This is a genomic window from Micromonospora sagamiensis, from assembly GCF_014680085.1.
Lineage (GTDB): Bacteria > Actinomycetota > Actinomycetes > Mycobacteriales > Micromonosporaceae > Micromonospora > Micromonospora inyonensis.
The window spans coordinates 2,464,652-2,490,640 of record NZ_AP023438.1 but is presented as its reverse complement, the minus strand read 5'-3'; the positions used below and the strand labels follow the sequence as shown (position 1 = coordinate 2,490,640).

Here is a 25,989-nt window from a genome sequence, read left to right as displayed (position 1 = left end):
CCGTCCGCGTGCGCCGGCTGACAGGGAGTGAGACGTCGATGACAACCGGGCTCGCCCGCGTCACGATCAGCGCGCCGCAGCGACGGTTGGACGTGGCGCTGCCGGAGCAGCTGCCGCTCGCCGAACTCCTTCCCGAGGTGCTCCGGCACGCCGGTGAAGGGCTCGCCGACGACGGTGAACGGCACGGCGGCTGGGTGCTGCGCCGCACCGACGGGGCCGTCCTGGCGACCGGTCAGGCCCTGCACGCCCAGGGCGTCCGCGACGGCGAGGTGCTGCACCTCGTCCCGGCCCACGCACACTGGCCGGAACTGGAGTACGACGACGTGGTGGAGGTGATCGCCGAGGGGGCGCGACGTCGGGGTGCCGCCTGGTCGCCGGCCGCCACCCGGGTCGCCGCACTGTCCGGGGCCGGCGTGCCGCTCGCTGTCGGGCTGGTCGCGCTCACCTCCGGCGGTCCGCACCACCCGGCGAACTGGCTGGTCGCGGCGGTGGTGGCCGTCCTGCTCGCGGTGGCCGGCGGCGTCGCCTCCCGGGCGTACGGGGACGGCACGGCCGGTGCCACCCTGGGCGGGTACGCCCTGCCGTACGCCTTCGCCGCCGGTGCGCTGATGGTCAGCTCCGGTGACCCGGTGTCCCCGTTCGGCCCGCTGCGCTGGCTCGGCACGCCCGAACTGCTGACCGGCTCGGTCGCGCTGCTCCTCGCCGCGGTGCTCGGCCTGTTCGGTGTCGCGGCCCGGCTGCGGGTCTTCGCCGCGGGCGCGACGGTCGGGCTGGCCGGCGCGGCCACCGCCCTGCTCGGCCTCGTCGTCGCCCCCGCCGGGGCCGCCGCCGTCCTGCTCAGCGTCCTGGTCCTCGCCGTCGGCGTGCTGCCCCTGCTCGCCATCCGCCTCGGCAAGGTGCCGCTCCCGCCGATCACCCTCCCGGTCGGGGCGGACACCGGTTCCCGTCCCGGCGTCCGCGACCTGCCGGACGCCGACCGGGTGCACGCGGCGGTGGCCCGCACCGAGGAGACGCTGACCGGCATGCTGCTCGGGCACGCGGTGCTGACGGTCGCCGCCGCGCTCGTGCTCACCGTGACCGGAGGGCTCGCCGGCCGGATCCTGGTCGCCGTCGCCGGGGCGGTGCTGCTGCTGCGGGCACGCCTCTTCGTGGCGCTGCGGCAGCGGGTGCCCACCGTGGCCGCCGGACTGGCCGCCCTCGCGGTGCTGGGCGTCGCCCTGGTGGGCCGGGCCGCCCCGGTGACCCTGCTCGCGCTGGTCGCCGCCGGGGTGGTACTCGCGCTGCTCACCGTGGCGGCCGGCACCACCTACGCGCAGCGTCCGGTCTCGCCGTACCTGGGTCGGGCGGCCGACCTGACCGACACGCTGCTGGTGGTCGCGGTGGTGCCGGTGGCCTGCGCGGTGCTCGACCTGTACGACCGGGCCCGGGGGCTGCTCGGCTGAGCGGCCCCCGGGCCCGGTGCGGTCGGAACTGTCCGATTACCGTCAGTGCGTGGCCTCGCCGCGCGCCACGGCCTCCTGGTGCCGCCGGTACGACGCCCGGATCTCCGCCTCGGCCTCGGTACGTCCCACCCAGGTCGCGCCCTCGACCGACTTGCCCGGCTCCAGGTCCTTGTAGACCTCGAAGAAGTGCTGGATCTCCAGCCGGTCGAACTCGCCCAGGTGGTGGATGTCGCGCAGGTGCTCCTGACGCGGGTCCTCGTAGGGCACGCAGAGGACCTTGTCGTCCCCGCCCTTCTCGTCGGTCATCCGGAACATACCGATGGTGCGGCAGCGGATCAGGCAGCCCGGGAAGGTCGGCTCGGGCACCAGCACCAGGGCGTCCAGCGGGTCGCCGTCCTCACCCAGGGTGCCCTCGATGAAGCCGTAGTCGGCCGGGTACTGCGTGGACGTGAAGAGCGTGCGGTCCAGCCGGATCCGGCCGGTCGCGTGGTCCACCTCGTATTTGTTGCGGTGACCCTTGGGGATCTCAACCGTGACGTCGAAATCCATCTCACGCTCCCTACGTTTGCCGACGCTGGCTAACGAACAGTGACACCCCCGGACGGGGCGATGCGCACCCGCCGGCGTCGGGCGCCGCATAGTCTTCGGACCGAAGTAGTGTCGCCCAAGCCGTTTTTCGTGGGGGAGGAGGGGGCTGTGGGGAGGGAAGACTCACACTACCGCCCGGGAGGCGACCGTGCTTCGGGTCGTCCGGACCGGGTCACCGGTCGGGTGGTGGTACCCGGAGCGCACGGTCCCGCGCAGGTGTCGCCCACGCCGGTCGACGATCGTCCCCGGTCGGACGCCCCCGGCACCGGGCGGCCGCCGCCCCCGGTCTACCGGCCGCCGGCCCGTCCCGCCGACCCGGCCCCTGTCGTGCACCCGGCCCGTCCCGCCGACCCGGCCCCTGTCGTGCACCCGGCCTTCCCGGTGTCCCCCGGTGTGCCGGCCGCGGCGGGATCCCCGCCGCCCGGCCCGCCTGTCCCACCACCGACGGCTCCGGAGAGCCTGCCGCCGGACGGCGCAACCACTCCGCGGCGACGACGCACGCTGCTGACGGTGCTGGCGGCCGTCCTGCTGCTGGTCGTCGTCGGCACCGGGCTGGTCGTGGTCCGGCCCGGCCCGGTGGCCGGCTGGCTCGGCGCGGACGCCGGGCCGACGGCGGGCGCCCGCGAACCCGAGGCCGCTCCCGTGCCCGTGCTGGGGCTGCCGGCCGGCACCGCTCCCGTCCCGACCCCGGAGGGGGTCCGGGCCGCGCTCGACCCGCTGGTCGGCGCAGCCGGGCTGGGCAGCCGGGTCAACGTCTCGGTCACCGACGTCACCACCGGCCAGGAGCTGTACGGCCGGGGCGCGGACGACGGCACCGTGCCCGCCTCGGTCACCAAGCTGGTCACCGGGGTGACCGTGCTGGCCGCGCGCGGCCCCGCGTACCGGATCGGCACCCGGGCCGTGGCCGGCGCGACGCCGGGTGAGGTCGTGCTCGTCGGTGGGGGCGACCCGACGCTCGCCATCGACGCCAACGGCTTCTACCCCGGGGCGGCGCGCCTGGACGTCCTCGCCGAACAGGTGAAACAGGCCCTGGGCGGGACACCTCCGACCAAGGTGACGGTGGACTCGACGCTCTTCCCCGGCCCGGTCTACGAGCCGGGGTGGGACGCCGACATCCCCACCGGCGGGTACGGCGCGGCGATCACCGCCCTGATGACCGACGGGGCGCGCGTCGACCCGGACGCCGGCTCCAAGGGCGCCGAGCGGTACCGCACCCCCGACCTCACCGCCGGGCGGGCGTTCGCCCGGCTGCTCGGCCTGCCGGCCGGGACGAAGGTCGAGCGGGGCGGGGCCCCGGCCGCTGGGGGCAGCGCCGGCCCCGCCGGGGCGCCCGCCCCCGGCACCGAGTTGGGCCGGGTCGAGTCGCCTCCGCTGATCCGGCTGGTCGACATCATGATCACCGACAGCGACAACGTGGTCGCCGAGGCGCTGGCCCGCCAGGTCGCCCTCGCCCGTAACCAGCCGGCGTCGTTCGTCGGAGCGGGTGCCGCGATGGACCAGGTGGCGGCCGAACTGGGGTTGCCCGCCGACGAACTCGCCCTGGCCGACGGGAGCGGGTTGTCGCGCACCAACCGGATCAGCCCGTCCCTGCTCACCGACCTGATCGCGCTCGCGGGCAACGGCACCCGACCCGAGCTGGCCGGCATCTTCGGCGGCCTGCCCGTGGGCGGCTGGTCGGGCACCCTCGACGACCGGTACGCCACGTCGGCCACCCGGGCCGGCGCGGGCGTCGTACGGGCCAAGACCGGGACGTTGACCGGGGTGCACGCGATCGCCGGACTGGTCACCACCACCGATGGCCGCCTGCTCAGCTTCGCGGTCCTCACCGACCGCACGCCGCCGGCCACCCCGGACGCCACCCGGCTGGCCCTCGACCGGATCGGGGCGGCGCTGGCCGGTTGCGGCTGCCGCTGACCCCGCCCGTACCCACCACCGTCCCCGCCGTGGCACCCGCCCGGCGGGGACATTCCCGTCGCCCGGCCCGGCCGGCGGCGACGCGAGCCGGGGTGGGGGTGTACCGACGCGGGTACGGTGGGGTGCATGGCGCAGTTCGTGGACTGGGATCTGGCCGCCGCCACCGCGGGGGCACTGGGCAAGTCGGGGCCCCGGGTCTCGTACGCCGAGGCGACCGAGGTGGTGGGGGAGCTGCGGCGGCTGACCGACGAGGCGGCCGAACACGTGGCCGAGTACACCGGCCTGCGTGCGCAGGTCACGCACCCACCGGTGCGGGTGGTGGACCGCCGGGACTGGGCGGCCACCAACATCGCCGGACTGCGTGAGGTGATCACCCCGCTGGTCAGCCGGCTCTCCGGCGACAAACAGCCGGGCGCGCTCACCGAGGCGATCGGCTCGCGGCTGACCGGGGTGCAGGCCGGCAGTGTGCTGGCCTACCTCTCCGGCCGGGTGCTCGGCCAGTACGAGGTCTTCTCCGCCGACCCGGGCCAGCTGCTCCTGGTCGCCCCGAACATCGTCGAGGTCGAGCGGAAACTGGAGGCCGATCCGCGCGACTTCCGCCTCTGGGTCTGCCTGCACGAGGTGACCCACCGCACCCAGTTCACCGCCGTGCCGTGGATGCGGGCGTACTTCCTCGGCGAGGTGCAGGCCTTCGTCGACGCCTCCCAGGGCGGCGAGCACCTGCTGGAGCGGTTGCGGCGGGGGGTCGCCACCCTCTCCGACGCGATCAAGGACCCGGAGAGCCGGGCCAGCGTGCTGGACATCGTCCAGACGCCGGCCCAGCGTGCGGTGCTCGACCGGTTGACGGCGCTGATGACCCTGCTGGAGGGGCACGCCGAATTCGTGATGGACGGCGTCGGCCCGGAGGTCATCCCGAGCGTGGAGCGGATCCGGGCCGGGTTCAACCGGCGCCGGGAGGCGGGCAACCCGCTGGAGAAGGCGATCCGCCGGCTGCTCGGGGTGGAGGTCAAGATGCGCCAGTACGCCGAGGGCCGCAAGTTCGTACACGGCGTGGTCGAACGGGTCGGCATGGCCGGCTTCAACCGGATCTTCAGCTCCCCGTTGACCCTGCCCCGTCTGGAGGAACTGGGCGACCCCGACGCCTGGGTGGCCCGGGTGCACGGTCCGGCCGGGCCGCTGCCGACGGTCTGATCCCGTCGGCCGTGGCCGTGCTCGCGCCGGCGGTAGCCGCGGTCCGGGTCGCCGTCCGTCGGGCACTCGTGGGCCTGCCGGGTTCCGGTCCGGTCCTGGTGGCCTGTTCGGGGGGTGCCGACTCGCTCGCCCTCGCCGCGGCCACCGCCTTCGTCGCACCCCGCCTGGGGCGCGCGGCCGGGCTGGTCACCGTCGACCACGGGCTCCAGACCGGCTCCGCCGAACGGGCCGCCGCCGTGGCCCGGTGGGCGGAACGGACCGGGCTCGCCCCGGTGGAGTCCGTCCGGGTGCACGTCGCGGGCCGTCCCGGCGGTCCGGAAGGCGCCGCCCGGGAGGCCCGCTACCAGGCGTTGGCCGAGGCTGGTCGACGGTACGGCGCAAGCGCCCTGCTCACCGGTCACACCAGGGACGACCAGGCGGAGACGGTGCTGCTCGCCCTGGCCCGGGGCTCCGGGCCACGCGGCCTGGCCGGGATGCCGCCCCGCCGGGACCTGTCCGGGGTGCCACTGCTGCGCCCGTTGCTGGACGTCAGCCGGGAGCAGACCCGCCGGGCGTGTGCGGTGCTCGGGCTCACGCCGTGGGAGGACCCGCACAACGTCGACCCGTCGTACGCCCGGGCCCGGGTCCGCAGTGACGTGCTGCCGGTGCTGGTCGCGGCGCTCGGCCCGGGGGTGCTGGAGAACCTCGCCCGGACGGCCCGGCTGGTGGCCGCCGACACGGCCGTCCTCGACGACCTCGCCGCCGCCGCGCTGGCCGCCGCCCGGGTGCCGACCGGCGGACCCGCCGGGGACCGCGCGGAGGCGGACGGGGACGGTCCGGGAGCGGGCGGGGCGGCCGGGGGCCGCCCGGACGGTGGTGGGCTGGTCGTGGCGGTGCTGGCCGGGCTCGCGCCCGCGGTGCGTACCCGGGTGCTGCACGCCTGGGCTCGCGAGTTGGGTGCCCCGGCGGCGGCGCTGTCGTACCGGCACGTCGCCGCGCTCGACGCGCTCGTCACCGACTGGCGTGGCCAGGGGGCCGTGCACCTGCCCGGCGCGCTGCGGGTCACCCGCCGCGACGGGTGCCTCGTATTGGCCTGACCTGCCCCTGCCCGACGTAGCCGGCCACCGGACCGGCGCCGACGGCTCTCAGTTGGTGGGAACGCGGTCCCGGAAGGTCGCCCGGTAGACCGCCGGGGTGGCCCCGACCCGGCGGGTGAAGTGGTGTCGCAGGGTGGCGGCGTCGCCGAAGCTGGCCTGCCCGGCCACCGCCTCCACACTGAGCCGGGTCTCCTCCAGCAGCCGGCGGGCCAGCAGCACCCGCTGGTTGGTCAGCCAGTCGTGCGGGGTGGTGCCGGTCCGGCGCCCTGGGGATCGGCGTCTCGACGTACTGCGCCTGCCCGCTGTCACGGTGCGGCGGGACGACCATCCGGCGGGCGAGCCGGGTGGCCACGGCGGAACCGTGCTCCTGCCGGATCAGGTGCAGGCAGGCGTCGATGCGGGCGGCGGTGCCCGCGCTGGTCAGCAGTGGACCGTCCTGGACGTAGAGCGCGTTGCACCGGACCCGGGCCAGGGGGTGGCGTTCCTGGCGGTCGTCGACGTGCCGCCAGTGGGTCGTGCAGTCGCGGCCGTCGAGCAGCCCGGCCTGGCCGAGCACGAAGGCACCGGAGCAGACGCTGAACACGTACGCGCCACGGTCGGCGGCCCGGCGCGGCGCGGCGAGCACCGTCGCAGGGACCTAGCGTTCGGCCTGGGCTGCGGGGTCGGGGTGAGGGTCGGACCGGCCCCGGCGGACGGGTCGGACGGCACCGCTGCCGGGGCGTCGGCGGGGACACGCGAAAAGGGGCGGCCCCGCCGACGGCGACCGGGCGGCGTACGGCAGGCTAGGGGGCATGGCTGACGGCTCCTGGTACGACGCCGACATCGACCACGTGATCATTTCCGAGGCGCAGATCCGCGAGAAGACCGCTGAGCTGGCCAAGCAGGTCTCGGCGGACTACGCCGACGTCGAGGACGGGCTGCTGCTGGTCTGCGTGCTCAAGGGCGCGGTCATGTTCATGGCCGACTTCGCCCGGGCGCTCGGGCGGCACGGTCCCCCCGCCGAGCTGGAGTTCATGGCCGTCTCCTCGTACGGCCAGGGCACCACCTCGTCCGGTGTGGTCCGGATCCTCAAGGACCTCGACCGCGACATCGCCGGCCGGCACGTGGTGGTGGTCGAGGACATCGTCGACTCCGGCCTGACCCTCTCCTGGCTGCTGCGCTACCTGGAGTCGCGTTCGGCCGCGAGCGTCGAGGTGGTGGCGCTGTTCCGTAAGCCCGACGCGGTCAAGGTCGAGGTCCCGGTGAAGTACGTCGGCTTCGACATCCCGACCGAGTTCGTCGTCGGCTACGGCCTCGACTTCGGCGAGCGTTACCGCGAGCTGCCCTACGTGGGTGTACTCAAGCCCCAGGTCTACGCCCGCTCCTGACCGCCCCGGGTCGACCCGCCCCGGTGGTCGACCCGTCGTCGGTGGCCGCCGCCGCTGCCCGCAGCGCAGGCGATATCGGTGGACATCGAGTGGACGTACAGCGCACTCCCAGGTATCGGGACTACCGTGGTGGTCCGGTGGCGTGGGAGCAGTCCCGCGACCGGGCCGTCGACCACCGGTCGGCGACCGGGAGCGGTGCCGACGTCACGCCGGCTCTCGCCCGGGACCCGGGTGGATGGTGAGGAGCTGACGGAGCCGTCGGTCACGCCGAGTCATGCCGGCGGTGCGCGACTGCGGCCCTCGCGAGCTCGCTCGTCGTCCGCACGGTGTACCGTCGAATGACCGCGACGCGGCGATTACGCGTCTCGGGGCCGAGGCCAGCCCGAAGAACGGCGGCTCCGGCCGCCGCCTCGGCGGCGAACAGCCATCAGACGGTCAGGACGTCGATCAGGAGGGTCCGGGCGCCTCGGCGCTCGACAACAGTATGGAACGTACGCGTTTCTTCCGCCGCCCGGTGGTCTGGATCATCCTGGTGATCGCCGGCGCGATTCTGCTCAGTCAGTTGTTCACGGGTGGCCCGAGCTACCACAAGGTCGACACGTCGGTCGCACTCGACCGGCTCAACACCGCGCAGATCGACAAGGTCGTCTTCCAGGACAAGGAGCAGACGCTCCAGATCGACCTGAAGGACAAGGCCAAGTTCGGTGACACCACCACCGACAAGATCGAGGCGCAGTTCCCGTACGAGGTCGGCGACCGAGTCTGGGAGCAGGTCCTCGCGGCCAAGGCGGCCAACCGGGTCACCGGTCCGGCCGACACCGAGGTGTCGTCGGACAGCGTCCTGGTCACCCTGCTGGTGAACCTGCTTCCGATCGCCCTGCTCGTGCTCCTGCTGCTGTTCTTCATGTCGCAGATGCAGGGTGGCGGCTCCCGGGTGCTCAACTTCGGCAAGTCCAAGGCGAAGATGATCACCAAGGACACCCCGAAGACCACGTTCGCGGACGTGGCCGGGGCCGAGGAGGCCGTCGAGGAGCTGCACGAGATCAAGGACTTCCTGCAGAACCCGACGAAGTACCAGGCCCTCGGTGCCAAGATCCCCAAGGGCGTGCTCCTGTTCGGGCCTCCCGGTACGGGTAAGACGCTGCTCGCCCGCGCCGTCGCCGGCGAGGCCGGAGTGCCGTTCTACTCGATCTCCGGTTCCGACTTCGTCGAGATGTTCGTCGGTGTCGGTGCCAGCCGCGTCCGTGACCTCTTCGAGCAGGCCAAGGCGAACGCCCCGGCGATCGTCTTCGTCGACGAGATCGACGCGGTCGGTCGGCACCGTGGTGCCGGTATGGGTGGCGGCCACGACGAGCGCGAGCAGACGCTCAACCAGCTCCTCGTCGAGATGGACGGCTTCGACACCAAGGGCGGCGTCATCCTGATCGCCGCCACCAACCGGCCGGACATCCTCGACCCGGCGCTGCTGCGTCCGGGCCGGTTCGACCGGCAGATCCCGGTGGACGCGCCCGACATGGAGGGACGCAAGGCGATCCTCCGGGTGCACGCCAAGGGCAAGCCCTTCACGCCCGACGTCGACCTCGACTCGGTCGCCCGCCGGACCCCCGGCTTCAGCGGCGCCGACCTGGCCAACGTCATCAACGAGGCCGCCCTGCTCACCGCGCGCAAGGAGGAGCGGGCGATCACCAACGACTCGCTCGAGGAGTCGATCGACCGGGTCATCGCCGGTCCGCAGCGGCGGACGCGGGTGATGGGCGACCAGGAGAAGAAGATCACCGCGTACCACGAGGGTGGGCACGCGCTGGTCGCCTGGGCGCTGCCGCACGCCGCGCCGGTGCACAAGGTGACGATCCTGTCCCGCGGCCGGACGCTGGGGCACACCCTGGTGCTGCCCACCGAGGACAAGTACACCCAGACCCGGGCCGAGATGATCGACACGCTCGCCTACGCACTCGGCGGCCGGGCTGCCGAGGAGCTGGTCTTCCACGAGCCGACCACCGGCGCCGGCAACGACATCGAGAAGGCCACCCAGCTCGCCCGCGCGATGATCACGCAGTACGGCATGAGTTCGAAGCTCGGTGCCATCAAGTACGGCACCAGTGGTGACGAGCCGTTCCTCGGGCGCAACATGGGCCACGAGCGGGACTACTCGGACGCGGTGGCCGCCGAGATCGACAGCGAGATGCGGGCACTGATCGAGCTGGCGCACGACGAGGCCTGGGAGATCCTGGTCGAGTACCGGGACGTCCTGGACGCCATGGTCCTCGAGCTGATCGAGAAGGAGACCCTCTCCACCGCCGACATGGCCCGGATCTGTCACCGGGTGGTGAAGCGTCCGCCGATGGCGCCGTACAACGGCTTCGGCAAGCGGCAGCCCTCCACCGAGCCGCCCGTGCTCACCCCCGCCGAGCAGGACGCGCTGAAGGCGCAGGCCGAGGCGGACGGTGTCCGGGCCGCGGTCGGCGGCGGCACCTCGCCGAACAACCTGGGCGCCTCCCCGAACAACCTCGGCACCGCCCCGCACAACCTCGGCGGCTCCGCGAACAGCTCGGACGGTACCCACTGAACCCGCGCGAACAGGCGGCCAGCCAGGACGATCCTGCGCTGGCCGCCTCGTCCACCGAGCCCGACGGCGACGAGGCCCTGGACTACCTCGCCGCCCGCCTGATCAACGGCAAGCTCACCGGCCTCCCGGTGGAGAACGCCGTCGACCTCGGCCGGATCGAGAAGGCGGTACGCGAGATCCTGATCGCGGTCGGGGAGGACCCCGACCGCGACGGACTGCTCCAGACCCCCGCCCGGGTCGCCCGCGCGTACGCCGAACTCTTCGCCGGCCTCCGGGTCGACCCGAAGAAGGTGCTCACCACCACCTTCGAGGCCAACCACGAGGAGTTGGTGCTCGTCCGGGACATCGACGTGATGAGCCTCTGCGAGCACCACCTGCTCCCCTTCCGGGGCAGCGCACACATCGGCTACATTCCCGGCCCGGACGGGCGGATCACCGGATTGTCGAAGCTGGCCCGGCTGGTCGAGGTCTTCGCCCGCAGGCCGCAGGTGCAGGAACGGCTCACCTCGCAGATCGCCGACCTGCTGATGGAGCGGCTCGCTCCGCGTGGCGTCATCGTGGTGCTCGAGTGCGAGCACATGTGCATGGCGATGCGGGGCATCCAGAAGTCCGGCGCAGAGACGATCACCTCTGCGGTGCGCGGCACCCTCCAGCGCGACGCGAAGTCCCGCGCCGAGGCGATGGCCCTGATCATCCGCCGCTGACCGAGGGTCGCGCCACGACTCAACCGGTCAGCACGGCGACCAGGATCCCGGCGGTGCACAGCGCCGCCGGGACCCCGCACACCAGTACGCCGAAGCGGGGGGTGCGGTCCAGCCGTCCGTCCGGACCCGGACGGAAGAAACGGCCCACGCCCACCCAGCCCACCGCGAACGCCACCGCCGGCAGCACCAGGCCGAGCAGCACCGCCAGCGCGATCCGCGCCCCGGAACCGGTCAGCACGAGGACGACCTGGAGCACCGGCCCCAGCACCGCCAGCGGCCCGTAGACCAGAAGGTTCCGCAGCCGGTCCGGCCAGCCCTCCGGCCGGGACGCGCGCCAGACCCCGACCACCGCCACCCACCCACGCGCGTCGAGCACGCCGTCGGCGGCGTCCGCACACTCCCGGGCGGTCCGCAGCGCCGTCAGCACCGCCGCCGGCCCGGCCGCCATCGACCGGGCCGCCACCGTGACCTCGGGCGGGGACGGCACCAGCGCCATCGCCGGTACGCCCCGTTCGCGGAGGCGGGACTGCTGGGCCGCCAGGCGGGCCCGTACCACGGTCAGCTCCTCCCGGGCGGCCTGGACCGACCGGGCCTGCTCGCCCGCGGCGGTGGCCGCGCCACGGCGTACCCCGTCGAGCTGCCGCGCGGCGGCGAGGTAGTCGGTCCACGCGGCGGCGACCGGATCGGAGGGGGGCGGCTCCTCCGGCGCGACCCGCTGCGTCGGCGTGCTCCTGACCTCGGTCATCCCGCCTCCCCGTCCCCGTCGGTGGCGAACGGGACCAGGACCGTGCCCGACCCGTCCGACCCGTCCCAGAGCAGCGCCCGTCCGGGCCGGGGTGACCACTGCACCGGGCGCCCGACGATCGGTGTCAGCTGGTTGGCGGGCACGTCGACCACCACCACCGACGCCACCTTGCCGACCCCGTCATCCGGATCGAGCAGCGCGCCGAAGGCCGATGCCGAACGCCACCAGCCCAGCACGTGCCGTCCGGTTGGTGGGCCGTCCCGCAGCAGGGCACGCAGCGGCCCGTCCGGCACTCCGCCCGGACCGTCCGCCCCGAACAGCACCAGGTAGCCGGGTCGCTCGTCGTCCAGGACGGCGAGCAGGCCGGACAGGTCGACCGCCTCGACGGTGTGCCGGGCGGCCAGCTCGGCGGCGAGAGCGGTGGCGACGTCCCCCGCGTTCCTGGTCAACGCGGCGACGACGAACCGGGCGCTGCCCGACCGGTGGTGCGCGGCGACACTCCGGACAACGCTCGCCAGCAACGACGCGGACTCCGGGCCGGTGCCGAGTACCACCAGGTTGCGACCGGCCACCGGAACGAGCGGCACCGACACCGTCGTCCGGGACACGTCCACCGCCCGACCGAGCAGCGCGGCCGGCGTGCGGGCCCGCCCGGCCTCGGCGGCCCGGTAGCAGGGGTCGTTACGCAGCACCGGTCGGGCGTAACCGGCGAAGACCACGGGTGGGGACGACCCGGCGGGCCGGGCCGCCCAGAGGTCGCGCCGCAGCGCGGCGAGCGAGGCCGGATCGTCGAGCGGATCCGGGAAACGCACCATCCGCTCGTGCCCCCGGGTTGCCCCGCGCGGGCCGCCGAGCCCGCCCGCGGTGTTGACCACCGCGCTGCCCACCGCCAGACCGGCGGCGGCGTCGTTGGTCGGCTCCAGCACCGCGCCGCCGCCCGGTAACGCCACCCGTACCGGGAACTGGCCGAGCACGGAGTCCCGGGAGGCGGCTCCGGCGGCGAGACCGAGGTCACCCTCCCCGGCCAGGACCAGGTGGATCCCGAACGCCCGACCGGCGCGGGCCAGGGTTTCCAACCGTCCGGCCAGGTCGACGCCGAGCCGGTCACGCTGACCCGGGCGGTGTCCGGGGCGGCCGTCCCGGAACAGCAGCGACACGTTGTCGATCACGCAGACGATCCGGGGCAGGGCTTGGTGCTGGCGCAGTTCGACGAAGCGCTGCCCACCGGCGCGGTGTCCGGCCTCCTCGCGCCGACGCAGTTCCGCTTCGAGGTGGCCGAAGAGTGACTGCACGTACTCCCGGTCGGCCGCGAGCGCGGCCGTCGCGACCTGCGGCACCCACGACCGGTCCCGCCGGGTCTGGAGGAACTCGGTGAACGACTCGCCGTCGGCCAGGTCCACCAGGTGCAGGATCAGCTCGTCCGGTCCGTACCGGGCGGCGAGGCCGAACAGCACGTTGGTCAGGAAGTCCGCCCGTCCGCTGCCCGCCCGCCCGCTGATCAGCCAGTGCGGGGTCAGCTCGGTGAGGCCGAGGGTCACCGTCCGTCCGTCCGCGTCGCCGACCACCGTGGCGAGGCCGGTCGCGGAACTAGTCCCCCAGCGGGGCGCGTCGGCGGGGGGCAGGAGGGTGGCGAGTGTGAGCTGTGCACCGGCGGCCACCCGTCGGGCCAGCCGACGGCAGACCGCCTCGACCAACCCGGCCGGCGGGTCGTCCTCGACGAGGACCGGAGAGTTCAGACCCGTCGGCGGATCCGCGCCGGGGCCGGCGAACGAGGTGCCGGGCGGGTCGCCCAGCAGGGCGTACGCGTTGCGGATCGCGATCTTCGTCGCGTACGGCAGCGTCGGCACGCCGGTGCGGGTCGCGTCCGGTGCGGTGGGGACGATGGCCGGGTCGGGTGCGCGGGACCGGGTCGTACCGTCCCCGCTGGTGCTGGTGCTGGTGGCGCTCGCCGGCGGTGGGTGACTGGCCGCCGAGGGGGGCCAACCGGCGACGACCAGGTGCAGGCCGGCACGGTGCCCGCACCGCGCCAGTGCCTCGATCCGTGCCAGGTCGTGCGACTCGACTCCCGGTGGCAGTGCGGCGATCACCAGCAGCATGGTGCGGTCGTGCCGGCGTTGCCGGGCAGTGCCAGAGGCCACCCACTGCTCGGCCTCGCTGAGCACCGCCCGCAGGCCGGCGGGATCCGTGGCGGGTGGCGGCAGCAGACCGGCGTCGGCGAGCGGGGCGAACCCGGCGAAGGTCTGGCTGGTCCGCTCCGCGACCGTTCCCGTGCCGCCGGAGCCGACTGGCGTCGGGAGGCCACCGGAGCCACTCGGTGCTCGGGTACTGCCACCGGCCGGGCCGGCAGGCTCCGGGGCGCTGTCTCCTTCGGGCCCCGTTGACGCCCGGGCACTGCCGTCGGCGGACTCGGTGGGTGCCGGGGGGCCGTCGTCGGCGGCTCCGTCGGCCGTCGGTCCGGGCCCCCCGGTGACGCGCGGATCGGCCGTCGGCCCGGGTCGCCCCTCGGCGGGCGGGTCTGACGTCACTCCAGGCGTTCCGGTGGCCGGCGTGTCCGCCGTGGCTGCGGTGGATGCCGTAGCCGATACGCGGGGCGGTGTTCCGGTAGGTGCCGTAGCCGACACGTGGGGCGGTGTGCCGGTGGCGCCGTCGACCGCGCGAACCAGCAGGGAACCGGCAGGCGAGGCAGCCAGCAGCCGGAGCAGAACGGCGCGGAGGAGACCCGCGACGCGCGGGTCACTGACGTCGGTGTCGATGACCAGGTGGCCGGTGCCCGGCAGGGGCACCAGGGCGGGAAAACGCGCGTCGTCGAGCGGGGCGGCGGTACCGACCCGGACGAAAGGGGGCACCTCGTCACACGGCGGTACGTCCGGGGTGAGCGAGTCCAGTGCGGCACCCGCCCAGCCTGGTGCCAACGCCTCCGCCGCCCGGCGGAGCCGGTCGGCCAGTTCGTACTGTCGACGTTGGTCGGCGGGGACCGGACGGGTGTCGTCCAGGATGGTGGCGGCGGCGGCCGTGGTTGCGGCGGCCCGTCGGTGCAGGGCGGCGGCACGGCTGGCGGGCCCCTTGATGTTGGCCACCCGTCCACCTCTCTTCCCGAGGCCGGTAGAACCTCCCCGAGCAGAGACGGTATCCCAGGTCGGGGTGGCGGTCCGGGATGTGCGACGGCGGTGCGCGCAGGGAGATCGCGAACCGTGTCGATCCGGCGAAGCGGGACGAGTCAGGTGAAGATCGGCGGCTTCCGGGGCATTGGGTACGAGGCGTCCAGCCGATAGCCTCAGGGGGTGGAATCAGTGCAGCCCCCCGCCGGTTCCCAGGTGTCCCGCGTACCGGCGCAGCGGGCCCCGCAGGAGGATCTGGCGCCGCCCCCGGCCCAGCCGGTTCCGGTGCCGCCGCGCCGTCGACTGCGGACGGCCCTGACGGTGGCGGGTGTCGTACTTGCCGTGGTCTGTCTGAGCGCAGCCGCCACCGTCTACATCCTCTACAGCCGCGCCAGCGCCCCCGACCGAAGTGCTCCCGACGTCGTGGTGGACAACTACCTGCGTGCCTTTCTCGTGGACCGCAACGACGCACGAGCCGACCTCTTCATCTGTGGACAGGGGCCGGACGGGGTAGCTGAGTTGCGCGCACTCCGGACCGACCTGGAAGCCCGTGAGAAGCGCTTTGGGACCACCTTCTCCGTGAAGTGGGGTGGGCTTACGGTCCAGGAGAGGGAAGAGCAGGCTGAAGTTGTCGTTGACCTGACCATCTCCGCGTTCGTGGACGGGATTAGCCAGAGCGATCGGCAGTCCTGGCAGTTCATCACCCGTGAGGAGAGCGACTGGCGGGTGTGCGGCGCTGCCAAGGTTGGCTGATCGGGTTACTCGATCCAGAGCAGGTGGACGGGCACCTCGAGGGTGGTCGGGGGCTGGCCGCGCCAAGCCCAGCGGTACCAGTCCAGTTCGGCGGTCACCCGTACACAGATGTCCCCGTCAGGGCCGGAGTAAGGCTCGGTGACGGCGCGTAGATCACGGCGTTCGGCCGGACCGACCACGTGGACGACCCGTCGGCCCGTCACCGCATCGGCCTCGAAGACCGGAGTCGGCGGCCGGCGCGACGGCGCATCCAGCGAGACCATGCGCGGTGTCGGGTCGTGTGGGGCATCGGCTGTGGGGCGGATTCCCAGGGTCTCCACCCAGACCCGTTCCACCGGAACCAGCGGCGCGAACACCTCCACCTGCTCGGACTCAGCCCGGTACCACTCGTTCTCGGGAATCACCGGAACGTACGTCCGACTGTTCTGCACCACCCGCTGATCGGCGCGGAGGTCCCCGCGCCAACCCGTGCCGGGCAGCCCGATCACGACCCGCCGCCCGCGTAGATCGACCAGCCCGGTAGCGGGCGCCAACCGAATCGGCCGGGGCGGAAGCGGGGCCCAGTCGGGTTGACCGGCGAAGGGGTCTGGAAGTGGACCGGTCATGGGATTCGACGCCTCACGCCGCGCCTTTCAGCGGGGCACCCCGCTCCTTCATGAACGGCACCGGGTTGATGGCGCCGCGACTGCTCCGGTCCTCGTTGACGTGCACCTCGTAGTGCAGGTGCGGGCCGGAGGAGTTGCCGCTGCTGCCCACCTCCCCGATGACCTCGCCCGCCTCGACCATCTGCCCGGGAACGACGAGCGGCTTGTGGAGCATGTGGCAGTAACGGGTGATGTAGCCGCCGGCGTGCAGCATGTCGACGAACCAACCGCAGCCGCCCTTGTTCGGCCAGCCGTCCTCGTCGCAGCTGAGCCGCTCCCGGTTGTCGGGGTCGCACCTGGCGACCAGCACCCGTCCGCTGGCGGCAGCGCGGATCTTGGTCTCCTTGGGAGCGGCGATGTCCACGCCGTTGTGCTTGGGCCGCTCCGCGGTGCGGAATCCCGAGCCGACCCCGCCGGGGATGGGCGCCGTCCAACCGGACGCGGCGATCTCGCCGCCCGCCGCCGCATCGCAGACCTTCCTTCCGGAGATCTGGACCGTCCGGGCAGCTCCGCCGGCCAGCGCGTCCACGATCCTGCTGGCCAGTTCCTCGTGCTTGGCGTACGCGTCCGGAAAGGCGCTGATCTGTACCTTCTGGGCTGCCACCGTCAGCGGGAGCTGTTGCCAGTTGTCGACCTTGACCAGCTTCTCGTAGAACTTCCGGGCGGCGTAGGCGGGATCCATCCGCTGACGGACCGTGCCCCATCCGGCACGTTGCTGGAACAGGCCCAGCGAGTCGTGGTCCCAGCCGACCCCCTCGTTGGGGATGTCGTTGGAACCCGCCACCGTACTGTTGGCCAGGTTCCGGAGCCCGGACTCCTGCATGGCGGTGGCGACGGCGATCACCCAGGCCCGTGGGGGTAGCTCCATGTCCTGTCCGACCTTGATGATGATGGCCGCGTTACGGAGCTGACGCTCGCCGTACTCGCTGAACCGGGGCATGTCCCCGGTCACGTCGACGGTGTTCTCGGTACCACAGTTCAACGCCCCCGCATTGATCATCTGATCGGTCTCGCCACCGAGTTCGGTGAGGAAGAACGCGCCGGCTCCGCCCGTGCAGCAGAGCAACGCCATCGATGCGGTCAACGCTGCTGCCAGTGCCCCGACGCGCACCTGCCGTCGGGGCGAGGCCTTCCGGGTGGTGTCGCTCATGCCCGCTCCCAGTCCACGACGTCAACCAGCCAGCGTCCCTCCGGTGCCACGAGTTCCAGCCGCAGCTGTCCGGTGTCCAGGGGAACCAGTGCCTCGACGAACGACTCGGTCCGTGGCCGGAGGGTGGTCGGACCGGTGGTCCGTTCCGCCGGTACTCCGGCCGGGTCCGCTCCGGTCAACTTCTGAACCAGAACGGGTGTGGCGAGCGGGCGGATCGTCGCCAGCCACTCCTCGCTGGTCATGTCGCGACCGCCGAGCCACGCTCTGACGAAACGGTCGGCGACTTCCTCCGGTTTCGGGGCACCAGGGCGGGTGACCGGGGAGGGCGGTGCGGCCGTGGCGATCGCACCGTCGTCTCCCGCATTCGGGTCGACCGTGGTGATCGGCCGGTCCGGTCGGTTGCTGAGCCCGGTGGACGGGTCGACCGGGCCGGACACCAGCCGAGCCGCTCCGATTACCCCGAGGACCAGGATGCCGATGCCCAGCGCCACGCCGATTCGGGACCGGAGCACCCGGGTGAAAAGGAACTCGATCGCCCGTCGCACGTCCTCACCTCGCCTCGGTACGTACCCGAGGAGCCTGCGGGGTGGGAGCGGGGGTGCGCTCCGTCGAGCCGGGCCGGTAGATCACGAAGGAGGGGCTCTCCTCCGGCACGTCCGGCTCCGTCCAGGTGGTCTGTGCCCGGCGGGGACGCGGCGGCGTGGTGGTCCGCTCGGTACGACGCGGCTCGTCCCGGGCCACCGTCTCGTCCGCGCGTTCGCGACCGTCCGGGCGTTCCCGTGGTTCCGTTCCGGCGACCGCGAGGGTCTCGGTGCGCGTCGGGCCGTGCGCGGGGTCCTCCCGGCGTGACTCCGGCCGGAGCCGGGTCTGCTCGACCACTGCTCCCCGTTTCCGGCCCGGTGCCGAGTCCGCACGGTGGCCGGCCTCGGCCTCCTCCAGCCGTGCGGCCGTACGCATGTCCCGGAAGAACCGGCGGTGCCAGGAACCACCGGGGCCGGACGCCTCGCCGCTCTCCCGCCCGCCGCCGAGTTGGGTGATCCGCCGGTACGGCCGCAGCAGCAGCCAGCCCACCACACCGCAGAGCCAGACCAGAACCACCTGGAGCCAGCCGGGCAGGGTGGGCGTGCTCATGATCAGGTCGACCGCGAAGAGGTAGATGGCCGCGCCGGTGCCGAAGATGGCGATGTTGAACACCGCTGCGACGACCGCGTTGCCGAGGCGTCGGAGACCCGCGCTCGCCGGACGCATCAGACCGATGGTGCCGAGGATCGGTGCCGCGATCACCGCCCACCGGAAGAGCAGGAAACCGAGGAGGACCAGCAGGGAGGCGATCAGGTCGAACATGGCGAAGAGGACAGCGGCGAGCACCGCGATGAAGCCCGCGCCCACCCGGTCCATGTCGCGGACCCCTTGGAGGTACTCGTACGCCTCCGGGTCCTCCTTCTTGATCTGCTCAGCGACCCGGGCCCACTGCTGTTGCTTGGCGTCGATGGTGGCGCCCCGCGTCGCCGGGTTCTGCCGGAGCTTCTCGGCCTCGTCCCAGGAGAGCGACTTCGCGTCGTAGAGCGCCTGTCCGTACTTCTTGGCGGTCTCGCTGTCGGCCGACCCGAGCACCCCCCGCAACCAGTTGCGGTAGAGGAGCGACTCGGTGGCCGTGTCACTGCCGCGCACCGCGGGCGGACGGTTGTCCTTGCACGCCTCTGGGTTGGGCAGGACGCACTTGTCGGGAGGAATATCCTTCGCAGCGGGACCGACCGCGTCGTGGACCACCCCGAGGGTGGTGACCAGGGTGCCGTCGGCGATGTTGGCCGATTTCACCGGCCAAGCGGCCAGCGCGGTCACCGTCACCATCACCAGCAGTGCCCAACCGGCCGTGGTCATCGCGTTGCTCATGTCCGACTGTCGGGACCGCCAGAGCAGGTAGAGCCCGACCACGCAGAGGGTGACGATCCCGAAGACGCTGAACACCTTCTGGTAGACGGCCTTGGTGGCCTGTTCCACCAACGGGTCGGCCCAGCCCCACATCGACCGGGGCTCCCAGGCTCGTTCGCGTAGCGCGTTCGAGGCGCCGATGATCGCGTTGGCCAGCATGAACTCACCGTTCGCCACCATTGTGGTGAACCGGTAGTCCGGGTGCAGCACGGACGACGCGCAGCCCGTGTCGATGTCGTACGTGTTGAAGCTGTAACCGGCGTAGCCGTAGTCGCTGTAGAGCCCCTTGGGCCCGGGTTTCGTGGAGGACTCCGGCCGGGCGGCGAACCAACCGGCCAGTCCCGAGTCCGGTGTGCCGGGAGTCGGCGCGTTGCGGCACTTGACCGTGTCCTCGCTGACGTTCTCCAGCTTCGCTACGCAGGCGCGGAAGTCGGCCTGCCACTCCTGCGTGGTGCAGAGGTCGGCCCGGGCCTGGGCCGCCGGGGGTGGGGCCGCCGTCGCGCCGACCGCGGGCCAGACGATCGTGGCCATCGCGAGTACGCCGACGGCGAGGAGGAGTGCCGCGATCCGTGCCGGGGCCCTCGCCACCATGTCACGCCTCCAGGTCCGAGAGGATGCTCGGTAGGTTCGCGGCGTTCGTGGCGACCGCCGCAGGGGTGGTGTCGAGGTGCTCGAGCAGCCCGTCGACGTACGAGACGTCCACCCGGACCTTCTGCACCCGGCCGTCGACGTCGCGCATGACGAACTCCCGGAACCCGAGTCGACTGGCCGACGACGCGTCGGCGGCCGACAGGGAGGCCAGGGTCGCCTCGTAGCCGTCGTTGACCGGCACCCGCAGCAGCCGGAGCGCCTCGGAGGCGATCTCGGCGTCCTCGGCGATCCGGCCCACGAAGACCGTGGAGACGAGGTTCTGTACGTCGAGTCCGAGGATGTCGCGCGGGTTCTGCGAGGCGACCAGCGCGGCGAGGTTCCACTTCCGGGAGTCGCGGGCGAGCCGGACCAGGAACGACCGGCCGGAGCGCCAGCCCTCCATGAAGTGGGCCTCGTCCAGGCCGACCAGCTTGCGGGAGGACATCGAGCCGCCGTAGCAGCGGCGCACCGCCAGCCGGTGCGCGGTGTGCAGCATCGGCAGGGCCAACGACTCCTCGGCCGACCAGTACTCCCGCTCGATCTTGAGGTCGGGCAGGCGCAGCCCGGCCATGGTGATCACGGTGAGGGCGGCGTCCGCGCCGAGCAGCCCCTCCGGCGGCCGGCCGAAGAAGAGCAGCGCCAGCGGCATCTCGGCGGTGTCCAACAGGAGGTTGGCGAGTTCCTTGCCGGCGTCGTCGTCGAGCTGCCCGAGGCAGGCGACCACGTCGTCCAGGGTGGACGTCTCCTCGGCCGGCACCTGGCGTACCGCGTGCCGGAACAGGGTGGCGGTGGAGGCCTCCCGGGCCACCTGGGGCGGCACCAGCATCATGCAGATGTCCTGCACCAGCATGCGCCGCTCGGCTCGGGCGTTGGAGACCGCGATCTCGAACTCCCGGTCACCCGCCGGTCCGCTGACGAACTCCGTCCGCAGTGGGGTCGGGATGAGCGAGTACGGCGCGAGCGTGCCGTGCTCGGATCCGGTCAGGTTGAGCACCCGGGAGTACGGCCGCAGCTCGGGCATGTTGCACAACCGGGCCAGCGGGCCGGACGGGTCGAGCAGGGTCACCTGGACGCCCCGGCGGGCGGCCAGGTAGCCGAGCGCGCCCAGCAGGGTCGACTTGCCACCACCCGGCTCGGCGACGAACACGGCCAGCCCGGAGCGTTCCCGTACCTCCATCGGGAAGTGCAGGTCGAGGAAGACCGGCCGGCGGCAGGTGCCGGCGGTCCGGCCGATCAGGTCGCCCCGCCGGTCGCCGACCGTGGAGGCGGCCTGCGGCAGAGCGGCGGCGAGCAGGTTGACCGGCATCCGGCGGACGTATCCGGTGTTGGCGATCGGCTCGCCCGGGATGAACTCCCGGGCCAGCCAGTCCTGGTTCTTCGGGTGCTGGAGCGAGATGCGCAGCTCGCGCGAGTAGAGCTGGACCAGCCGGCGGGCCCGTTCCAGGCACTCCTCCCGGGTCCGGCCGCCGACGGCGATCCGGTGCCAGCCGTGAGCACGGGCCGAGTCGACCGGCAGGCCGGTGGTCATCTCGTCGCCGATCACCAGGGCCCGCTTGGCGAGTCGTTCCAGCTCGGGCGGGGCGTCGATGCCGTGCTCGGCGTAGTCGAGCTGCTGGGAGCGGATCATCCGCAGCCGGTGCTCCAGGTTACGGAAGGAGTCGCCGGAGCCGAGGATGTCGACCCGGGTGGAGATCTCCATCGGCCAGGGCAGCCGCTCGTGGAAATGCAGCCACGGCTCGTGCTTCTCCGGGATCTCCAGCGGTTCCATCCGGCCGACCGCGAGCACGGCGACGTGCCGTTCCTCGCCGGTCATCCGGTTGACCAGCTTGACCGTGGAGCCGTACGGGGTGCGGTACCGCTCCACCTGCTCGGTCAGGGCGAGCAGGTCACCGCGTTCCCAGTGTCCGTTGGTGACCGGGGAGAGGGCCCCGGGCGGTGCCATGCAGAGCGCCACGGAGCGGTAGAGCAGCCACTCCAGTTCCTGGGCGGTGACGCGCCGGCCGCGCATGCCGAACGCGGCGAGTACCTCGTCGAACTGCTCGACCGTCCGGCCCAACTTGCGTCGCTCACCGTCGGCGGTGCCGCGGCCGAAGGCGCGCAGCAGGCGTTCGGTCAGCGAGTCGCCCAACGACCGGCGGGCGAAGGTCACCCCGAGGTACGTCTGCCCCTCGGCGTGGTTGACCGAGAGCAGGTGCCGTTGCGCGGCGACCAGGTGGTCGGCCCAGCCCGGAGTGCCGGGCACGTCCGGCAGGGGCTTGGCCGTGTACGAGTCGATGGTGCGGGCCCACTCGTCGGCCGGGAACGGCCGGGTGGTGCGGCGCAGGTGGATCCGGAACCCGGCGAGACCCGCGTACTGCTCGGAGATCGCCGAGAGCAGGGCCTCCCGTTCGGCGTCGGGACGGAACGCCCAGCGCACCTCGGGCAGCCAGTACCACGCGGTGACCGTGTTCGGGGTGAAGGTCAGGTGTCCGGCGATCTCGGTGATGGCCAGCTCGACGGAGGGGTCCCGGTCACCGAACTTGATCTTTGGCGGCCGGATCCGGGTCGGCCGGGTGGGCTTGGCCGACTTCTCGTGCTTCTCCCGCCGACCCTCGACGGAACGCTGTCGGGGCGGGACCCGACGGTGGCTCGACGGTGTCTCCCCGTCGGTGGCGTCCACCGGAGCGGCGGCCGGGGCCGGTTCTGCCGGTGGCCGGGCGACGGGCAGGCGTTCGGCCGGCTGTTCCGGTACGCGCGGCAGCACCGCGGGCGGCTCGGGCTCGGTGAGCGCCGCCACCGGGGCGGTTGGGCCGGGCTCAGGAACCGGCACGGCCGGCGGAGCCGGTACGGGCGTCTCGTCGACGGGTACGGCCCGGGTGCGGGGCGGCACCGGGACAGCTCGGGGCGGCTCCACGGCTGCCGGGGGCGTCCGGGGTGCCACCGGCTCCACGGGCGGGGCGGCGGGCTGGTGCGGGATCGGCAGCGGATCGCGCCCGGGACGCCGCAGCGGTGTCAGGGGCTGCCGGGTGCCGCCCGGCCGGGTACCGCCGAAGAGATCGAGGAACGGGGAGTCGATGTCCGGACTCTCCGGGGCGGGACCCGCCGGGGCGCTCTCCGGAGCCGGTGGCGTCGGACGGCCCCGGACCGGCCGGGGGGCCTGGAAGACCCCGACCCCGCCGTGCCCGGGGGTGGTGGCGAGTGCCGGATCGATGCTCACCTCGCCCGACGGGTCGTCCTGCGGGTAGTCGAACGAGCGCGCACGGTGACTGTGCGGGGCAGTCTGATGTCCAGCCGGGGACTGCTGCCCCGGCGTCGACGAGCGGTTCATTCGATCGCCTCACCCGGATCACTCGACCGTCTGTTCGGCGTACGCCCGGTCATGCCAGCTCCTCCCGGATCCTGATCCGGCTGCCGACCAGGCGCGGGTCGCGCAGTTCGGCCGCCGGCTCCCGGGTGCGCCGCCAGTCGGTCAGCGCGGTGCGGATCACCATCCGCGCCGGCCGGTCCGGATCGACGTGCCGGAAGATGAAAGAGGTCGTCACGATGGCGAGCGCGATCTCCCAGGCCGGGAAGAGCTCGACCTTCAGCGTGAACAACCAGTGGATGAACATGTAGAGGGGGACGAGCAGCATGAACAGGCCGTACTGCGCGTACGGCAGGTGAACGGGAAGGGTGTACCCGGGCGGGCCGAGGTAGACCAGGCGGGCCCGGTAGATGTCGTCGTCGGTGCGCAGCCGCATCTCGTGCCCGCGCCTATTCGAAGATCAGTTCGATCAGGTAGTCACCGACGAAGAAGAGCGTGGCGGCGCCGGCGATGAAGGCGAGCCCGACGATCGCGATGGCCGAGCTGGTCAGCACCTTCGAGACCTCGCCCCGACTGGCCCGGCCGATGAAGATGACGCCCAGGACGGCGAGGAGGATGGGCGCGATCTTGCTGGCGAAGAAGGTGACGACACCGTCGGTGTCGATTCCCTTGGGGGCCGGCTCGGCGAGCGGGGTCGACGCCAGGGCGTGGACCATCGGGGCGACAGCTGTCGACACCGTGTCCACGAGCTCTGTGGCGATCACTGGAAACCTCCCCATGGCGCGGCCGGCGTAGCCGCTGCGGTACTCGGGTGAACCTGATGGGACTGTGTGGTCCGGGCCGCGTCGTCGCTGACGCTGCGTCCGTGCTCCACCACGCTAGGTGGCAGGCTTTGGGCGGATTTCCCCGCTTTGGTCCTCCCTCCGGGCTTCGGTCGCCTCGGTGCCGAAGCAATTCCAAAGCGTACGGGCCGCCCCTCTTTGGAACAAGCGGCGAAGAGTATGCCCGCTTCGTACCTGTCGACCGATCGTACACCTGTTCCAATTCCCTCGTCGTGGCCGTGCGGCCCGGGCCCGGCCCGCGCCCGGCTCACGGCGTGGCGGGTACGGTGCAGCGGTGACCGATCTGGTAGGGGCGGACGGCCCGGTGGTGGTGGGCGTCCTGAACGTCACGCCCGACTCCTTCTCCGACGGCGGCCGGTACGCCGACGTCGACGCCGCCGTCCGGCACGGCGTGCGGCTGCACGCCACCGGCGCGCACCTGGTCGACGTGGGCGGCGAGTCGACCCGTCCCGGCGCGGACCGGGTCGACGCGGCGACCGAGACGGCCCGGGTGCTGCCGGTCGTCCGGGAACTCGCCGCCGCCGGGGTGCCGGTCAGCATCGACACCACCCGGGCCCGGGTCGCCGAGGCGGTGCTGGCCGCCGGTGCCGCCGTGGTCAACGACGTCTCCGGCGGCCTGGCCGACCCGGACATGGCACGCGTGGTCCGGGACGCCGGCTGCCCCTGGGTGCTGATGCACTGGCGCGGCCACTCCCGGGGCATGGGCGACCTGGCCACCTACACCGACGTGGTGGCCGACGTCCGGGCCGAACTGGCCGGGCGGGTCGAGGACGCGCTGCGGGCCGGGGTGGCGGCGGACCGGATCATCGTCGACCCCGGCCTCGGGTTCGCCAAGACGGCCGCCCACAACTGGGAACTCACCGCCCGCCTGTCCGAGCTGCTGAGCCTGGGTTTCCCACTGCTGTTCGGCGCGAGCCGGAAGTCGTACCTCGGTCGGCTGCTCGCCGGGCCGGACGGCGAACCCCGGCCGACCGGCGGCCGGGAGGCGGCGACCATCGCCACCAGTGTGCTCGCGGTGGCGGCCGGCGCCTGGGGGGTACGCGTGCACGACGTACGCGGCACGGTCGACGCGCTGGCCGTGTGGCGGGCCAGCGGTCGGCCCCGACTGGTCCCACCGGTGGGGCGTGGGTCGGACGGCACAAGCGCTCCGGAGCGCGGGGGAGAGGGAACGGCATGAGCGACCGGATCACGCTGACCGGGCTGCGGGCCCGGGGCCGGCACGGCGTCTACGACTTCGAGCGGGAGCAGGGGCAGGAGTTCGTGGTCGACGCCGTCCTCGAACTCGACCTCGCCCCGGCGGCCCGCTCCGACGCGGTGACCGACACCGTCCACTACGGCGAACTGGCCGGTCGGCTGGTCGCCGTGGTCACCGGCGAGCCGGTCAACCTGATCGAGACCCTCGCCGCCCGGCTGCTCGACGTCTGCCTGGCCGACCCCCGGGTCACCGCCGCCACGGTGACCGTCCACAAGCCCGAGGCGCCGGTGCCGCACACCTTCACCGACGTGGCGGTGACCATGACCCGGGCGCGTCCCCGGTGACCCGGGCCGTGCTCTCCCTGGGCAGCAACCTCGGTGACCGGCTGGCCCACCTGCGGGCCGCGGTGGCCCACCTCGGCGAGGCCGTCCGGGTGGTCTCCGGGGTCTACGAGACCCCGCCCTGGGGCGACACCGACCAGCCGGCGTACCTGAACGCGGTGCTGCTGGCGGAGGCCCCGACCGCCTCCGCCCGTGACTGGCTGGACCGGGCCCGGGATGCCGAGCGGGCGGCCGGGCGCCGTCGTGACCCGCAGCGCCGGTTCGGACCCCGCACGCTGGACGTGGACGTGGTGGCCGTCTGGGACGACGCGGGCGAGCCGGTGCTCAGCGACGACCCCGAGCTGACCCTGCCCCACCCCCGCGCCCACCTGCGCGCGTTCGTGCTGCGCCCGTGGATCGACATCCAGCCCTACGGGCGGCTGCCGGGGCACGGCTGGCTCACCGACCTGCTCACCGCCGAGCCGGTCGCCGGGGACGCCCTGGAACTGCGTGCCCGACCGGAACTGACGTTAGAGTCGACGGCATGAC

21 protein-coding genes and 1 pseudogene are annotated in these 25,989 nt (G+C 73.1%); 11 read left to right on the top strand and 11 right to left on the bottom strand.

Translation table 11 applies throughout. From position 1 onward, the window contains the following. Positions 1 to 38 precede the first annotated feature (38 nt). A complete protein-coding gene (gene eccD / locus IGA62_RS10755) occupies positions 39 to 1,442 on the top strand; it encodes a type VII secretion integral membrane protein EccD (protein WP_145815190.1) in 1,404 nt (467 codons plus the stop codon). 42 nt (positions 1,443 to 1,484) lie between these two features. Here the strand turns inward: eccD and IGA62_RS10750 are convergent, their stop codons facing one another. After that, positions 1,485 to 1,991: an inorganic diphosphatase gene (locus IGA62_RS10750; RefSeq protein ID WP_088981731.1), complete on the bottom strand. Its 507-nt coding sequence runs from the start codon at positions 1,989 to 1,991 to the stop codon at positions 1,485 to 1,487. Positions 1,992 to 2,489: 498 nt separating this feature from the next. Here IGA62_RS10750 and dacB point away from each other — a divergent pair, with 498 nt between their 5' ends. The 3 genes from dacB to tilS all read left to right on the top strand — a co-directional run bounded on the left by dacB (position 2,490) and on the right by tilS (position 6,211). Further along, positions 2,490 to 3,944 (top strand): D-alanyl-D-alanine carboxypeptidase/D-alanyl-D-alanine endopeptidase, encoded by a 1,455-nt coding sequence (gene dacB, locus IGA62_RS10745; RefSeq protein WP_232625061.1) that lies wholly within the window; start codon positions 2,490 to 2,492, stop codon positions 3,942 to 3,944. A gap of 126 nt (positions 3,945 to 4,070) precedes the next feature. Further along, the gene (locus IGA62_RS10740; RefSeq protein WP_145815191.1) at positions 4,071 to 5,135 is read left to right on the top strand and encodes a zinc-dependent metalloprotease; all 1,065 of its coding nucleotides are present in this window, start codon (positions 4,071 to 4,073) and stop codon (positions 5,133 to 5,135) included. 11 nt (positions 5,136 to 5,146) lie between these two features. Beyond that, positions 5,147 to 6,211, top strand: coding sequence for a tRNA lysidine(34) synthetase TilS (gene tilS, locus IGA62_RS10735; RefSeq protein ID WP_145815192.1), 1,065 nt, complete (start codon positions 5,147 to 5,149; stop codon positions 6,209 to 6,211). Between the two features lie 48 nt (positions 6,212 to 6,259). On the opposite strand, the pseudogene IGA62_RS10730 reads toward tilS, so the two are convergent. Then, positions 6,260 to 6,848 (bottom strand): annotated as a pseudogene (locus tag IGA62_RS10730) (helix-turn-helix domain-containing protein); the annotation flags it as partial. Positions 6,849 to 7,002: 154 nt separating this feature from the next. On the opposite strand from IGA62_RS10730, the gene hpt reads away from it, so the two are divergent. From hpt to folE, 3 genes are all read left to right on the top strand, one after another. Then, the gene (gene hpt, locus IGA62_RS10725; protein ID WP_088981737.1) at positions 7,003 to 7,578 is read left to right on the top strand and encodes a hypoxanthine phosphoribosyltransferase; all 576 of its coding nucleotides are present in this window, start codon (positions 7,003 to 7,005) and stop codon (positions 7,576 to 7,578) included. Between the two features lie 484 nt (positions 7,579 to 8,062). Continuing rightward, the gene (gene ftsH / locus IGA62_RS10720) at positions 8,063 to 10,144 is read left to right on the top strand and encodes an ATP-dependent zinc metalloprotease FtsH (RefSeq protein ID WP_232624946.1); all 2,082 of its coding nucleotides are present in this window, start codon (positions 8,063 to 8,065) and stop codon (positions 10,142 to 10,144) included. A gap of 38 nt (positions 10,145 to 10,182) precedes the next feature. Further along, entirely contained in the window at positions 10,183 to 10,848 is a 666-nt protein-coding gene (folE, locus tag IGA62_RS10715; protein WP_091452896.1) for a GTP cyclohydrolase I FolE, read from the top strand. Positions 10,849 to 10,867: 19 nt separating this feature from the next. Here the strand turns inward: folE and IGA62_RS10710 are convergent, their stop codons facing one another. Further along, the gene (locus IGA62_RS10710; RefSeq protein ID WP_145815193.1) at positions 10,868 to 11,593 is read right to left on the bottom strand and encodes a hypothetical protein; all 726 of its coding nucleotides are present in this window, start codon (positions 11,591 to 11,593) and stop codon (positions 10,868 to 10,870) included. Further along, the gene (locus IGA62_RS10705; RefSeq protein WP_232624945.1) at positions 11,590 to 14,670 is read right to left on the bottom strand and encodes an FtsK/SpoIIIE domain-containing protein; all 3,081 of its coding nucleotides are present in this window, start codon (positions 14,668 to 14,670) and stop codon (positions 11,590 to 11,592) included. Before IGA62_RS10705 ends, IGA62_RS10710 begins: the two co-directional genes overlap by 4 nt. Before the next feature lie 213 nt (positions 14,671 to 14,883). Here IGA62_RS10705 and IGA62_RS10695 point away from each other — a divergent pair, with 213 nt between their 5' ends. Beyond that, positions 14,884 to 15,444, top strand: a complete 561-nt coding sequence (locus IGA62_RS10695) for a hypothetical protein (RefSeq protein ID WP_145821675.1) — start codon at positions 14,884 to 14,886, stop codon at positions 15,442 to 15,444. Positions 15,445 to 15,449: 5 nt separating this feature from the next. Here IGA62_RS10695 and IGA62_RS10690 read toward each other — a convergent pair whose 3' ends face one another. Genes IGA62_RS10690 through IGA62_RS10660 form a run of 7 tightly spaced genes read right to left on the bottom strand, consistent with a single transcriptional unit; the run spans position 15,450 to position 23,799 of the window. After that, positions 15,450 to 16,049 (bottom strand): hypothetical protein, encoded by a 600-nt coding sequence (locus IGA62_RS10690; RefSeq protein ID WP_145815195.1) that lies wholly within the window; start codon positions 16,047 to 16,049, stop codon positions 15,450 to 15,452. Positions 16,050 to 16,062: 13 nt separating this feature from the next. Further along, positions 16,063 to 17,238, bottom strand: a complete 1,176-nt coding sequence (locus tag IGA62_RS10685) for a M23 family metallopeptidase (RefSeq protein WP_145815196.1) — start codon at positions 17,236 to 17,238, stop codon at positions 16,063 to 16,065. After that, entirely contained in the window at positions 17,235 to 17,783 is a 549-nt protein-coding gene (locus IGA62_RS10680) for a hypothetical protein (protein ID WP_145815197.1), read from the bottom strand. The genes IGA62_RS10685 and IGA62_RS10680 overlap by 4 nt, the downstream gene beginning before the upstream one ends. 4 nt (positions 17,784 to 17,787) lie before the next feature. Further along, the gene (locus IGA62_RS10675) at positions 17,788 to 19,758 is read right to left on the bottom strand and encodes an MFS transporter (RefSeq protein ID WP_145821676.1); all 1,971 of its coding nucleotides are present in this window, start codon (positions 19,756 to 19,758) and stop codon (positions 17,788 to 17,790) included. Between the two features lie 4 nt (positions 19,759 to 19,762). After that, a complete protein-coding gene (locus IGA62_RS10670) occupies positions 19,763 to 23,107 on the bottom strand; it encodes an ATP-binding protein (RefSeq protein WP_145815198.1) in 3,345 nt (1,114 codons plus the stop codon). A gap of 49 nt (positions 23,108 to 23,156) precedes the next feature. Next, positions 23,157 to 23,519 carry a hypothetical protein gene (locus IGA62_RS10665; protein WP_091452869.1) on the bottom strand — a complete coding sequence of 121 codons (363 nt, stop codon included), beginning with the start codon at positions 23,517 to 23,519 and terminating at the stop codon, positions 23,157 to 23,159. Between the two features lie 13 nt (positions 23,520 to 23,532). Further along, positions 23,533 to 23,799, bottom strand: coding sequence for a hypothetical protein (locus tag IGA62_RS10660; RefSeq protein ID WP_377464929.1), 267 nt, complete (start codon positions 23,797 to 23,799; stop codon positions 23,533 to 23,535). Between the two features lie 400 nt (positions 23,800 to 24,199). On the opposite strand from IGA62_RS10660, the gene folP reads away from it, so the two are divergent. The 3 genes from folP to folK are packed head-to-tail and all read left to right on the top strand — an operon-like array spanning position 24,200 to position 25,988. Next, positions 24,200 to 25,102 carry a dihydropteroate synthase gene (folP, locus tag IGA62_RS10655; protein WP_145815199.1) on the top strand — a complete coding sequence of 301 codons (903 nt, stop codon included), beginning with the start codon at positions 24,200 to 24,202 and terminating at the stop codon, positions 25,100 to 25,102. After that, positions 25,099 to 25,464 carry a dihydroneopterin aldolase gene (gene folB, locus IGA62_RS10650; protein ID WP_145815200.1) on the top strand — a complete coding sequence of 122 codons (366 nt, stop codon included), beginning with the start codon at positions 25,099 to 25,101 and terminating at the stop codon, positions 25,462 to 25,464. Before folP ends, folB begins: the two co-directional genes overlap by 4 nt. Further along, positions 25,461 to 25,988, top strand: a complete 528-nt coding sequence (folK, locus tag IGA62_RS10645) for a 2-amino-4-hydroxy-6-hydroxymethyldihydropteridine diphosphokinase (RefSeq protein WP_091452857.1) — start codon at positions 25,461 to 25,463, stop codon at positions 25,986 to 25,988. The genes folB and folK overlap by 4 nt, the downstream gene beginning before the upstream one ends. The last annotated feature ends 1 nt before the right edge of the window (position 25,989 follow it).

Coding starts and splice junctions, on each gene's coding strand:
- eccD (WP_145815190.1), top strand. CDS start 39: ATGACAACCGGGCTCGCCCGCGTCACGATCAGCGCGCCGCAGCGACGG.
- IGA62_RS10750 (WP_088981731.1), bottom strand. CDS start 1,991: ATGGATTTCGACGTCACGGTTGAGATCCCCAAGGGTCACCGCAACAAA.
- IGA62_RS10740 (WP_145815191.1), top strand. CDS start 4,071: ATGGCGCAGTTCGTGGACTGGGATCTGGCCGCCGCCACCGCGGGGGCA.
- hpt (WP_088981737.1), top strand. CDS start 7,003: ATGGCTGACGGCTCCTGGTACGACGCCGACATCGACCACGTGATCATT.
- ftsH (WP_232624946.1), top strand. CDS start 8,063: ATGGAACGTACGCGTTTCTTCCGCCGCCCGGTGGTCTGGATCATCCTG.
- IGA62_RS10710 (WP_145815193.1), bottom strand. CDS start 11,593: ATGACCGAGGTCAGGAGCACGCCGACGCAGCGGGTCGCGCCGGAGGAG.
- IGA62_RS10690 (WP_145815195.1), bottom strand. CDS start 16,049: ATGACCGGTCCACTTCCAGACCCCTTCGCCGGTCAACCCGACTGGGCC.
- IGA62_RS10685 (WP_145815196.1), bottom strand. CDS start 17,238: ATGAGCGACACCACCCGGAAGGCCTCGCCCCGACGGCAGGTGCGCGTC.
- IGA62_RS10670 (WP_145815198.1), bottom strand. CDS start 23,107: ATGAACCGCTCGTCGACGCCGGGGCAGCAGTCCCCGGCTGGACATCAG.
- IGA62_RS10665 (WP_091452869.1), bottom strand. CDS start 23,519: ATGCGGCTGCGCACCGACGACGACATCTACCGGGCCCGCCTGGTCTAC.
- IGA62_RS10660 (WP_377464929.1), bottom strand. CDS start 23,799: ATGGTCCACGCCCTGGCGTCGACCCCGCTCGCCGAGCCGGCCCCCAAG.
- folB (WP_145815200.1), top strand. CDS start 25,099: ATGAGCGACCGGATCACGCTGACCGGGCTGCGGGCCCGGGGCCGGCAC.